The sequence below is a fragment of the Brucella haematophila genome, assembly GCF_005938105.1.
GTDB lineage: Bacteria > Pseudomonadota > Alphaproteobacteria > Rhizobiales > Rhizobiaceae > Brucella > Brucella haematophila.
In genome coordinates this window covers 221699-233166 of the sequence record NZ_VCPE01000005.1, presented here as the reverse complement: position 1 = coordinate 233166, position 11468 = coordinate 221699, and the positions used below count along the sequence as shown (strand labels likewise).

Here is an 11468-nt window from a genome sequence, read left to right as displayed (position 1 = left end):
GTTCGCCTATTTCTTGTCAGCCGGATTGGCCGGGTTAACCGCATTGTCGATGTTCACCGGAACGCCGGGCGAAAGCCTGTTCTGTCCTGCGGTGATGACGATATCGCCTGCCTTGAGGCCGCTGGTGATCTCCACCACGCCGTTATAGCGACGGCCAAGCTTCACGAAGACCTGCTGTGCGACCAGCTTTTCACCGTCGGCGGGCTTTGCATCGGCGGCAGGCGTCTTGGTTTCTTCGGCAGGCTTTGCTGCTTCCGTATTTGCCTTGCCGTCTTCAGCCTTCTTTTCCGGGCGAACGGCATAGACATAGTCGCCGTAAAGGCTCGACACGATGGACGTCTGCGCGATGGCGAACACATTGCTTTCTTCGGGCAGTTCAACGCGAACCTGCACGAACTGACCGGGCGTCAGCTTGTGATCCGGGTTTTTAACCTCGGCGCGCACCGAAACAAGGCGCGTGGTCGGGTCGATCTTCGGATCGATACCCACGATCGTACCGGTGAAATCGAGCTTCTCAGCCGTCGAACCGACCTTGACGGTCTGGCCGAGCTTGATCGAGGTCAGCGACTGTTCCGGCACCGTGAAGTCGATGCGCATCATGTTGGTGTCCTGCAAGGTGGCAATCACCGTGCCGGGCGTCAGATACTGGCCAATATCGACTTTGGCGATGCCGATAACGCCGGAGAACGGCGCTTTCACCGTCTTCTGTGCGAGCGTCGCGCGCATCTTTTCAACGGCAGCTTCCGCAGCATTGGCGACGGACGCTGTCGTATCGACGTTAGAAACAGCACCGACGCCGCGTGTGCGCAGCGTATCGGCGCGCTTCAGATTCTGCTGGGCAAGAACAGCCTGCGCTTCGGCGGCAACAAGGTCAGCCTTCTGGATGCTATCTTCCAGCTGAAGCAACACGTCGCCTTCCTTCACGTCCTGATTGGAGGTGAAGTTGATCTTCTGCACGATGCCGTCGAGCTGAACCGTCAGGTCCACGCCGTTGAGCGCATGGGCCGTGCCGATAGCCTCAACACCCGGCTGCCATGTGCCTGGCTCAACCGTGGTGGTCGAAACCGTCTGCGCTGGCTGCTGCATAGTGGCGAAAAAGTCCTTGATGGCCTTCGATCTGAACAGATTGAAGCCGACAAGCCCCCCGACGACGATCACCAAGAACACGATTGCCAGAATTAGGCGCTTTATCATTGCGGTTGTACTCCGGGGTGGCGCCCTGAACGCTCTTAAAAAAGCGTCGAAGGGGACGTTGAGCGCACCCTTTCGCAATCACACAAAGGTCGCGCGTATTTTACTTGAATTAGCGGAGCGAATAACTGTACCGTCTGGACGGTATTGTCAACTCATGAACTGTCAGGAGACCCTGCGAAGTTGTTAGCTAAAAAGAAGGTCTCTTCGCGCGAGCGTATTTTACGCGCGGCCGTGGAACTTGCCCGGGAAGTGGGGCCAGCTCACATTTCACTCGACGCCGTTGCGGCCCGTGCGGGGCTGTCGAAAGGCGGTTTGCTTTATTCTTTTCCGACCAAGGCAAAGCTGCTCGAAGGCGTTGTCGAAGAATATATGAAAGAACATGAGCGGGCGATGGAGGTTCAGGAAACGCTCCAGTCCGGCGATAAAAACCGCGTTGCGCGGGCTTTTCTCGATGTTTATCGCGTTCAGGCCGACGACGAACCACCTGCTTGTGGTGTCCTTGCCGCACTTGCCGAAGATCCCGGTTTCATGGTCCCTGTTCGCCAGTATCACCGGACGTTTCTTGACCGCATGATCAAGGACACAACCGACCCTGATACTGCCCTGATCGTCTATCTGGCCGTCGCAGGCCTCGAGTGTTCCAAATTGATGGAATGCGAAATTTTAAGTGATGAAGAACAGCGCACCGTTCTCTGCCGTTTGGAAAACATGCTGACAGAAAACTGACAGCATTTAAGAAAAAAGGGCGCTGAGCGCCCCTTTATATTAGCAACTCGCGAATCACAGAGCCGGGATGTCTCCCCGCTCCCACCCTGCGGTGGTTTCAGCGGCAAAGTCGTTGAAGCGACCTTCGGCAATTGCTGCGCGGATGCCCTTCATCAGATACTGATAATAAGCCAGATTGTTCCAGGTCAGCAGCATGGCGCCCAGTGCCTCGCCGGACTTCACCAGATGGTGCAGATAGGCGCGGCTGTAGTCGCGCGACGCCGGGCAATCGGATTCCGGATCGAGCGGACGGTGATCGTCCGCATGGCGCGCATTGCGCAGATTGACCTTGCCGAAACGCGTGAAGGCTAGACCATGACGTCCTGCGCGGGTTGGCATCACGCAATCGAACATATCGATGCCGCGCGCAACTGATTTCAGAATGTCGTCCGGCGTGCCGACGCCCATCAGGTAACGCGGCTTTTCGGCTGGCAGGATCGGGCAGACCACTTCCAACATGTCCAGCATGACTTCCTGCGGCTCGCCGACAGCAAGGCCGCCGACCGAATAACCCTTGAGGTCCATCGCCTTCAACGCTTCTGCTGAACGCTCGCGCAGGCGCGGATTGTCACCGCCCTGCACGATGCCAAACATCGCTTTGCCGGGCTGGTCGCCAAAGGCCACCTTGCAGCGTTCGGCCCAGCGGAGCGACAGTTCCATTGCGCGTTCGGTGTTTTTTTCCGGTGAAGGCAGCGCCACGCATTCATCAAGCTGCATCTGAATGTCGCTATCCAGCAGGCCCTGAATTTCAATGGAACGCTCCGGCGTCATCTCATAGGCTTTGCCGTCGATATGCGAGCGGAAGGTTACGCCCTTCTCATCCAGCTTGCGCAATTGCGCCAGAGACATGACCTGAAAGCCACCGGAATCGGTAAGGATCGGGCCTTTCCAGCCGCCGAATTCATGCAGTCCGCCAAGGCGGGCAACGCGCTCCGCACCGGGGCGCAGCATGAGATGATAGGTGTTGCCGAGAATGATATCCGCGCCAAGTTCCTTCACCTGATCCATATACATGGCTTTGACGGTTCCGGCTGTGCCGACAGGCATGAAGGCAGGCGTGCGCACCACGCCGCGCGGCATGGAAATTTCACCCTGACGGGCCGCGCCATCGCGGGCGAGGACTTTGAATTCAAAATTTTCGCTGGTCATGGCCATTGTCTAATATGTCAGGCGCGTTCAAGCAAGCTGCCGTCGCCATAGGAATAGAACCGATAGCCGGTTTTAATCGCCCGTTCATAGGCGGCGCGCATCGTATCGAGACCGCTGAATGCGGAAACCAGCATGAACAATGTCGAACGTGGCAGGTGGAAATTGGTCATCAGCATGTCGACGGCGCGGAATTTATAGCCGGGCGTGATGAAGATGTCGGTCGGGCCGGACCACGGACGGATGATGCCATCTTCACCGGCTGCACTTTCAATGAGCCGCAGCGACGTGGTGCCGACACAGACAACGCGGCCGCCGCGCGCATGCACGGCATTCAACGCATCGGCAGTCTTCTGCGAAACATAGCCGATCTCGGAATGCATCTTGTGATCGCTCGTGTCATCGGCCTTGACGGGCAGGAACGTCCCCGCCCCGACATGCAGCGTCACGAAATGCTCTTCAATGCCCTTGGCCTTGATTTTTTCCAGAAGGTCAGGCGTGAAATGAAGTCCAGCGGTCGGGGCTGCGACAGCGCCTTCCTCACGGGCATAAACGGTTTGATAGTCGCTGCGGTCGCGATCGTCTTCCGCACGCTTCGATGCAATATAGGGCGGAAGCGGAATATGGCCGACAGCAGCGATGGCCTCATCCAGCATTGCGCTGGACAGGTCGAACACCAGAAGCGCTTCGCCTGCGTCACCTTTCTCGGCAACGGTCGCATCAAGGGTGCCCAGGAAGCAGCTTGAACCGGAATGGCCGAAGCGGATGCGGTCGCCTTCCTTCACGCGCTTGGCCGGACGCAAGAACGCCGCCCAGCGGTCAGGCCCCATGCGCATATGCAAGGTTGCGCTGACTTGGCTAATATTGCCGTCGCGTTCGCGCATGCCTTCTAGTTGCGCCGGTATCACCTTGGTATCATTGAAAACAAGTGCATCGCCCGGCTGTAACAAGTCGGGCAGATCATAGACGTGGCGATCCTCGAAAGGCTGGCCCGGAACAACACGCAAAAGCTTTGCATGGTCGCGGGGCGCTGCGGGGCGCAAGGCGATACGCTCTTCCGGCAGATCGAAATCAAAAAGATCAACACGCATGATGGGCCTCTAAAGCATTTCCAGCAAAAGTGCGAAGCGGTTTTGCGTAGGATAATGCGTAAAAACAGTTAGATAGAGCGGTTCCACGATTCCGTTTTAATCGGAACCGCTCTAGAGCATTTCCAGCAAAAGTACGAAGCGTCTACGCGGGGAAATCAGTTCACTGGACTGATTTCTGATCCCGCTTCGATGCGTTGGACAATGCGGTAAACGAATGACGGCCCCGGTATAAACCGGAGCCGCAATTTTCATTGGAAATAATCGATCAGATATCGGCTGCGATACGTGCAGTTACGATCTTGTCCGGATCGGTAACCGGCTCGCCGCGCTTGATCGTGTCGACATTGTCCATGCCTTCGATGACCTGACCCCAGACGGTGTACTGGCGGTCGAGCCAAGGAGCATCGGTGAAGCAGATGAAGAACTGCGAGTTGGCCGAATTCGGGTTCTGGCTGCGTGCCATCGAAGCCGTGCCGCGCTTGTGCTGGGTGTTGGAGAACTCAGCCTTCAGGTCCGGCTTGTCCGAACCGCCCATGCCAGCGCGCGAGCCGTTGAAATGCGCGCCGCCCGACTTGCCGAACTTCACGTCGCCAGTCTGCGCCATGAAGCCGTCGATCACGCGGTGGAACACAACGCCGTCATAAGCGCCTTCGCGTGCCAGTTCCTTGATGCGCTCGACGTGGCCCGGTGCCAGATCCGGATAGAGTTCGAGCACAACATTGCCCTTGGTGGTTTCCAGAACGAGCGTGTTTTCGGGGTCTTTGTAAGCCATTTGGCCTCTCCTGTTTCAATGCGTTCAATAAGACGCGTTGTATTGGATAGTTATTTCTGAATGGTCGCCTTGACGATCTTGTCCGGGTTTTCCACGGATCCGTTATCGGATTCGCTGCCCTTCTTTATCTTGTCCACGGCTTCCATGCCGCTGACAACCTTGCCGACCACAGTGTACTGGCCGTTCAGGAATGCGCCGTCATCGAACATGATGAAGAACTGCGAGTTAGCGGAATTCGGGCTCTGGCTGCGTGCCATGCCAACCGTGCCGCGCACGAAAGGTTCTTTCGAGAACTCAGCCTTGATGTCCGGATATTTGGAGCCACCGGTGCCAACGCTCTGAGCGTTGAAGCCCTTGTCCATATTGCCATACTGGACATCGCCAGTCTGGGCCATGAAGCCCGGAATGACACGGTGGAAGGCAACGCCGTCATAGGCGCCATCGCTGACCAGCTTTTCGATCTGGGCCACATGCTTCGGCGCGAGGTCAGGACGCAGCTGGATCGCAACATCACCGTCCTTGAGCTTCAGAACGAGCGTGTCCGCCGCATTGGCGACGGAGGCCATCACGCCTTGAGACAGTGTAAGGATCGCGGCAGCGGCGAGCGCCGAACGAATAGATTTCATGATCGAAAAACTCCCAAACCTCAGGATTTGAATTTTGCTTCAAGGGCAGCGGCAACAATAGCCGGTACGAAAGGCTTGATATTGCCGCCCATCGACGCAATCTGGCGAACCAATGTGGCGGTAATCGTGCGCACGGCAGGATCGGCTGGCAGGAAAACAGTCTGCAATTCCGGCGCCATAGTGCCGTTCATCCCCGCCATCTGCATTTCGTAATCAAGATCGGTGCCATCGCGCAGGCCGCGCACCATCAACTGCGCCTTATGCTTGCGCGCTGAGTCGATCACCAAGCCATCGAAGGAAATAACGGAAATGCGCGCCGCATCACTGCCAAGAACAGCTTTCGCGCTCTGGCCGATCAGCTCCACGCGCTCGTCGAAACTGAACAGCGGTTTCTTACCGGGATGAACGCCAATAGCGACAATAACCTCATCGGCAAGGCGCAGTGCGCCTTTCAGGACATCCATATGGCCGTTTGTCACCGGGTCGAAGGAGCCCGCATAGATCGCGATTGTCATTTCTTCCAGCTAGCCTTTTCTGACAGGATTTTCAACAAGAACCACAGCGATAAGAAAATAGAAACCAAGAAACCAATTGAACGTGATGTGAACACCGATTTCACAGCAAGTTCACAACCGATTTACCAGAATAGGCGCAAGTTTGGTGCAACCTTTTCGTTTCTGAAGCGTATGTATGCTGAAAGGATATGACGATGATGATCTTTCTTCTGGCATTATCCATGATGGTCGCAATGGCCGCATCGGCAATCATACTGCTCCTTGAGGAGAACGAAGCCAAACGCCAGCGCGTGCGTCAGGTGGCATTCGACCTCAACAGTATCCGCAACATGCGTTCGCGATAATCTGCGTCTTCACGGGTTTAAGTCTCGCCTTATCGGCTTGAGATGAAGCGCCAGAAGAACACATCGCCATGACGCTAATCTTCTAAATATCTCACACTGAATAACTTGAATATCAGCGATCTTGTCGCCGTCTAATCGACGTGATCTGGTTAGAAGATCGCCAATTCCTCCAGTCTTGGCATCTGAAAAAGGCCGATGGTAAAACCATCGGCCTTTTTCGTTGTGCTTGTTCTAGAGCGGTTCCGGTTAAAACGGAATCGTGGAACCGCTCTATCCATTTGTTTTTACGCATTATCCTGCGCAAAACCACTACGCACTTTTGCTGGAAATGCTCTAACCGGGCGAATGCGCCCGGCCAGTTTGCCTTATTCTTCGTTCGTCGTTGGGGTTTCGCCCTCGGGAGCGGATTCGCCACCCTCGACGCCGCCATTGCCACCGTCTTCATCGCTTTCCGTTTCGGAAATGCGCTCGACCGAAACGACCTTTTCGCCGTCAGCCGTGTTGAAGATCGTGACGCCCTTCGTTGAACGGCCTGCAAGACGAATACCGTCGACCGGCACACGAATAAGCTGACCGCCATCGGAGACGAGCAGGATCTGGTCGCTTGCCTCGACAGGGAACAGCGAGACGAGCTTGCCGATTTCGTCGGTCTTCGACGTATCGGTTGCGCGGATACCCTTGCCGCCACGGCCCGAAACACGGAACTCGTAAGACGACGAACGCTTGCCGTAGCCATATTCGCTGACTGTCAGCACGGTCTGTTCGCGTGCCTTCAGTTCCTGATACCGCTCTTCGGAAAGCTCGGCGTCGGTACCGACTTCTTCACCGACAACGACGATATCATCGGCATCGTCTGCACCTTGAGCCCGGCGTTCGGCAATCGAACGCTTGAGATAGGCGGAACGCTGCGACGCGTCAGCATCGACATGGTGCAGGATCGCCATGGAGATGACCTTGTCGCCATCCGCCAGATTGATGCCGCGTACGCCGATCGAGTTGCGGCCTGCGAAGACGCGCACATCAGTAACCGGGAAACGGATGCACTGGCCGCCAGCACAAGTCAGAAGCACATCGTCGAATTCCGTACAGGTATCGACGGAGAGGATTTCATCGCCCTCGTCCTCAAGCTTCATTGCGATCTTGCCGTTGCGGTTGACCTGAACGAAGTCCGACAGCTTGTTACGGCGAACCGTACCACGCGTTGTCGAGAACATGACGTCCAGATTTGCCCAGGAATCTTCATCCTCCGGCAACGGCATGATGGTCGTAATACGCTCGCCCTGCTGCAGCGGCAGCATGTTGATAAGCGCCTTGCCGCGTGACTGCGGATTACCGACCGGCAGACGCCAGACCTTCTCCTTGTAGACAATGCCACGCGAGGAGAAGAACAGAACCGGCGTATGCGTATTGGCGACAAACAGGCGCGTGACGAAATCTTCGTCCTTCGTCGCCATGCCCGAACGGCCCTTGCCGCCGCGGCGCTGTGCACGATAGGTCGCCAGAGGCACACGCTTGATGTAACCAGCATGGCTGACCGTGACGACCATGTCTTCGCGGGCGATGAGGTCTTCATCGTCCATTTCCGCGCCACCAAGACCGAATTCGGTGCGGCGTGGCGTGGCGAACTCGTCACGAACGGCGATCATTTCGTCTGTGACAATTGTCATCACGCGCACGCGCGAGCTGAGAATGTCGAGATAATCGCGAATTTCCTCACCAATCTTGTTCAGTTCGTCCGCCACTTCATCGCGGCCAAGCGCGGTCAGGCGCTGGAGACGCAGATCGAGAATGGCGCGAGCCTGTTCTTCGGAGAGGTTATAGGTGTTGTCGTCATTGATGCGGTGACGCGGATCATCAATCAGGCGGATCAGTGGTGCAACGTCGGCGGCAGGCCAGCGACGTTCCATCAACTGTTCACGCGCTGTCGTCGGATCAGGTGCACGACGGATCAGTGCGATCACTTCATCGATATTGGCAACGGCAATCGCCAGACCAACCAACACATGCGCGCGGTCACGCGCCTTGTTGAGCAGGAACTTGGTGCGACGTGTGACGACTTCCTCACGGAAAGCCACGAAGGCGCGGAGCATGTCGAGCAGCGTCAGCTGTTCGGGCTTGCCGCCGTTCAGCGCCACCATGTTGCAACCGAAAGAGGTCTGCAGCGGTGTATAACGATAGAGCTGGTTCAGCACGACGTCGGCTACGGCGTCACGCTTCAACTCGACCACAACGCGATAGCCTTCGCGATCGGATTCGTCGCGCAGATCGGAAATGCCTTCGATACGCTTGTCGCGCACCAGCTCAGCCATTTTCTCGATCATCGAGGCCTTGTTCACCTGATACGGAATCTCGGTGATGATAATGGCCTCGCGGTCGCCGCGCATCGGTTCGATTGCAGCACGTCCGCGCATGATCACCGAGCCGCGACCCGTCGTATAGGCCGAATTGATGCCAGCGCGTCCGAGAATGATGCCGCCGGTCGGAAAATCCGGACCGGGAATAATTTCCATGATTTCTTCCAGCTCAATGGCCGGGTTTTTAATCAGCGCGATGCAGCCATCGATGACTTCGCCAAGGTTGTGCGGCGGAATATTGGTCGCCATACCGACCGCGATACCACCCGACCCATTGACGAGCAGGTTCGGGAAACGAGCCGGCATAACCACCGGCTCACGTTCGCGACCGTCGTAATTGTCCTGGAAATTGACCGTGTCCTTGTCGATGTCCGACAGGAGCGCTTCAGTGAGCTTTTCCAGACGGCATTCGGTATAACGCATCGCGGCCGGTGGATCACCGTCGATGGAGCCGAAATTGCCCTGCCCGTCGACGAGCGGATCGCGCATGGAAAAATCCTGCGCCATACGCACGAGGGCGTCGTAAATCGAGGAGTCGCCATGCGGGTGATACTTACCCATGACCTCACCGATCACACCTGCCGATTTACGGTAGGGGCGATTATAGGCGAGATTCATCTCGTTCATGGCGTGAAGGATACGACGATGCACAGGCTTGAGGCCGTCGCGCACATCAGGCAAAGCGCGGCTCACGATAACGCTCATTGCGTAATCGAGATATGAGCGCTGCATTTCCTCGATAATGGAAATCGGCTCAATACCGCTCGGGCCGCCATTCATATCGTCGGAACCGGGTGGAGGGGTTTGATCTGACACTATTCAGATATCTTTCTCAACAGAATCGATAAAGTCTCTTTATAAAGGAAAGCAGCGCAAAACGCCAATTTCGAGACCGTTTCGGCGGGTTAAATCACTTTTGTAAATCAATAGCTTATAAGATATTCACATAAACATCGCGCAAGCTTGTTGCCCGATCCGGCGCTTTGCATCAACCAATGCGCCTCCAGCGTATGGGGTGGCTCCATTTTTGACGGAATCGTCAAAACCGCCCTTACTGTTTGTTTTCACGCATTTCCAAACGCGAAACCGCTTCACAGTTTTGCCGGAAATGCTCTAGACTTCGATCACGGCCGATCAAAAAAGAGGGGCGCGAGCAGCATGGGTTTTTACGATACCGTTTTCAGCGCTTTCGTCACCCTTCTCGTCACAATCGACCCGCCCGGTCTGGCACCGCTGTTTCTGGCTCTTACCCCGGGTATGGATCGCGGTCATCGCGGTCAGGTCGCGCTTCGGGCTTCCATCATCGGCTTCATCGTCATGGCGCTGTTTGCCGTGGCGGGTGTGCAGATCCTCGGCATGTTCGGCATTTCCATCGGCGCGTTCCGCGTCGCTGGTGGTTTACTTCTGTTCTGGATCGCATTTGAAATGATTTTCGAAAAGCGGACAGAGCGCAAGGAAAAGAGCGCCGAAGTCGCCATCACCAAGGATCACATCCGCAACATTGCCGCCTTCCCGCTCGCAATTCCGCTTATTGCTGGCCCTGGCGCGATTTCGGCTATCGTGCTGACGTCGAACTCGTTCCACGGCATAGGGCCGCGTGCGGCGCTTGTCGGCGTGATCTTTGTCTGCCTGCTCATTACTTATGTTGTGCTTCTGCTCGCAGAACGCGTCGACCGGTTCCTTGGCGAAACCGGTCGATCCATTCTTACCCGTTTGCTGGGCGTCATTCTGGCCGCGCTGGCTGTGCAGTTCGTCGCCGACGGTATCAAGACGCTTATCAGTGGTTAAGCCGATTTCTGCGCCTTCTTGCCGATCATGGCGTGGCGTAGCTTGGACGAGAACCAGTCGATAACGGCAACAGCTATCAGGATCATGATAATCAGGAACGAAACGTCCTGAAGGTTCAGAACCTTGATCTGTTCCGCCAGATGCGCGCCGATACCACCTGCCCCCACGATACCGATGATCGTAGCCGAGCGTGTGTTGGACTCGAAGAAGTATAGCACCTGACTGCCGATCAGTGGCAGAACCTGCGGCAGCACGCCGAAGCGATAGCCATGCAGGCGGTTACCGCCGGATGACAATACGCCTTCGACCGGCTTCTTGTCCGCACCTTCAATGGCTTCCGAAAACAACTTACCGAAAGCGCCAAAGTCGGAACAGGCAATAGCCAGAATACCGGCGAAAGGTCCAAGCCCAACCACCGACACCCAAATCAATGCCCAGATCAGCGTATCGACGCCACGAATAGTATCGAGAAAGCGGCGGATGCCGAAATGCAGGAACACATTCGGGATGATGTTCTTTGCCGCCAGAAAGCCGAACGGGAAGGCAAGGATTGCCGCGAGCAGCGTGCCCAGATAGGCAATGGCAAGGGTTTCCAACATCGACCAAAGGTAAAGGCTGAAACGGCCATTGGACGCTGGTGGGAACATCATCAGCGCAAAGTCGCCCAACCGGCCAAGCCCGTTCAGAATGCGCAGAAACGAGAAATCAAGCCAGTAGAAGGCAAACCACACTGACGCGACAAGCAACAGGCTGACTATCGTCAAATTGCGCCAGACACGCCCGTTACCGAAGAGCGAGGCATATTCCGCGCGCAATTCCTTTTCATGCGCGTGGGCTTCGCGGGAGAGGCTTTGTGCAATATCAGTCATAATA

11 protein-coding genes are annotated in these 11468 nt (G+C 56.3%); 3 read left to right on the top strand and 8 right to left on the bottom strand.

All coding sequences use genetic code 11. The annotated features are described in order from the left end of the window. Window positions 1–6 precede the first annotated feature (6 nt). Window positions 7–1194 carry an efflux RND transporter periplasmic adaptor subunit gene (locus FGI60_RS10525; RefSeq protein ID WP_138785125.1) on the bottom strand — a complete coding sequence of 396 codons (1188 nt, stop codon included), beginning with the start codon at window positions 1192–1194 and terminating at the stop codon, window positions 7–9. Between the two features lie 180 nt (window positions 1195–1374). On the opposite strand from FGI60_RS10525, the gene FGI60_RS10520 reads away from it, so the two are divergent. Beyond that, on the top strand, window positions 1375–1920 hold the full coding sequence (locus FGI60_RS10520; RefSeq protein ID WP_138785124.1) for a TetR/AcrR family transcriptional regulator: 546 nt from the start codon (window positions 1375–1377) through the stop codon (window positions 1918–1920). Window positions 1921–1974: 54 nt separating this feature from the next. Here the strand turns inward: FGI60_RS10520 and tgt are convergent, their stop codons facing one another. The 5 genes from tgt to coaD all read right to left on the bottom strand — a co-directional run bounded on the left by tgt (window position 1975) and on the right by coaD (window position 6109). Further along, the gene (gene tgt, locus FGI60_RS10515; protein WP_138785123.1) at window positions 1975–3108 is read right to left on the bottom strand and encodes a tRNA guanosine(34) transglycosylase Tgt; all 1134 of its coding nucleotides are present in this window, start codon (window positions 3106–3108) and stop codon (window positions 1975–1977) included. 17 nt (window positions 3109–3125) lie between these two features. After that, window positions 3126–4196 carry a tRNA preQ1(34) S-adenosylmethionine ribosyltransferase-isomerase QueA gene (gene queA / locus FGI60_RS10510; RefSeq protein WP_138785122.1) on the bottom strand — a complete coding sequence of 357 codons (1071 nt, stop codon included), beginning with the start codon at window positions 4194–4196 and terminating at the stop codon, window positions 3126–3128. 265 nt (window positions 4197–4461) lie between these two features. Further along, a complete protein-coding gene (locus tag FGI60_RS10505; RefSeq protein ID WP_078338616.1) occupies window positions 4462–4968 on the bottom strand; it encodes a peptidylprolyl isomerase in 507 nt (168 codons plus the stop codon). 50 nt (window positions 4969–5018) lie between these two features. Beyond that, window positions 5019–5594, bottom strand: coding sequence for a peptidylprolyl isomerase (locus FGI60_RS10500; protein ID WP_138785121.1), 576 nt, complete (start codon window positions 5592–5594; stop codon window positions 5019–5021). Between the two features lie 20 nt (window positions 5595–5614). Continuing rightward, window positions 5615–6109, bottom strand: coding sequence for a pantetheine-phosphate adenylyltransferase (gene coaD, locus FGI60_RS10495; RefSeq protein ID WP_138785120.1), 495 nt, complete (start codon window positions 6107–6109; stop codon window positions 5615–5617). 194 nt (window positions 6110–6303) lie between these two features. Between coaD and FGI60_RS26260 the strand changes: the two genes are divergently transcribed. Further along, on the top strand, window positions 6304–6453 hold the full coding sequence (locus FGI60_RS26260; RefSeq protein ID WP_171058747.1) for a hypothetical protein: 150 nt from the start codon (window positions 6304–6306) through the stop codon (window positions 6451–6453). Window positions 6454–6818: 365 nt separating this feature from the next. Here the strand turns inward: FGI60_RS26260 and gyrA are convergent, their stop codons facing one another. Beyond that, the gene (gyrA, locus tag FGI60_RS10485; protein WP_138785195.1) at window positions 6819–9587 is read right to left on the bottom strand and encodes a DNA gyrase subunit A; all 2769 of its coding nucleotides are present in this window, start codon (window positions 9585–9587) and stop codon (window positions 6819–6821) included. 378 nt (window positions 9588–9965) lie between these two features. Between gyrA and FGI60_RS10480 the strand changes: the two genes are divergently transcribed. Next, a complete protein-coding gene (locus tag FGI60_RS10480; RefSeq protein ID WP_138785118.1) occupies window positions 9966–10595 on the top strand; it encodes a MarC family protein in 630 nt (209 codons plus the stop codon). Here the strand turns inward: FGI60_RS10480 and phnE are convergent. Next, entirely contained in the window at window positions 10592–11464 is an 873-nt protein-coding gene (gene phnE / locus FGI60_RS10475) for a phosphonate ABC transporter, permease protein PhnE (RefSeq protein ID WP_138785117.1), read from the bottom strand. The genes FGI60_RS10480 and phnE overlap by 4 nt on opposite strands. Window positions 11465–11468: the final 4 nt, after the last annotated feature.

What these genes read in the sequence shown, in the direction of transcription:
- FGI60_RS10525 (WP_138785125.1), bottom strand. Translation starts at nt 1,194, where the DNA reads ATGATAAAGCGCCTAATTCTGGCAATCGTGTTCTTGGTGATCGTCGTC.
- tgt (WP_138785123.1), bottom strand. Translation starts at nt 3,108, where the DNA reads ATGACCAGCGAAAATTTTGAATTCAAAGTCCTCGCCCGCGATGGCGCG.
- queA (WP_138785122.1), bottom strand. Translation starts at nt 4,196, where the DNA reads ATGCGTGTTGATCTTTTTGATTTCGATCTGCCGGAAGAGCGTATCGCC.
- FGI60_RS10505 (WP_078338616.1), bottom strand. Translation starts at nt 4,968, where the DNA reads ATGGCTTACAAAGACCCCGAAAACACGCTCGTTCTGGAAACCACCAAG.
- FGI60_RS10500 (WP_138785121.1), bottom strand. Translation starts at nt 5,594, where the DNA reads ATGAAATCTATTCGTTCGGCGCTCGCCGCTGCCGCGATCCTTACACTG.
- coaD (WP_138785120.1), bottom strand. Translation starts at nt 6,109, where the DNA reads ATGACAATCGCGATCTATGCGGGCTCCTTCGACCCGGTGACAAACGGC.
- FGI60_RS26260 (WP_171058747.1), top strand. Translation starts at nt 6,304, where the DNA reads ATGATGATCTTTCTTCTGGCATTATCCATGATGGTCGCAATGGCCGCA.
- gyrA (WP_138785195.1), bottom strand. Translation starts at nt 9,587, where the DNA reads ATGAATGGCGGCCCGAGCGGTATTGAGCCGATTTCCATTATCGAGGAA.
- FGI60_RS10480 (WP_138785118.1), top strand. Translation starts at nt 9,966, where the DNA reads ATGGGTTTTTACGATACCGTTTTCAGCGCTTTCGTCACCCTTCTCGTC.
- phnE (WP_138785117.1), bottom strand. Translation starts at nt 11,464, where the DNA reads ATGACTGATATTGCACAAAGCCTCTCCCGCGAAGCCCACGCGCATGAA.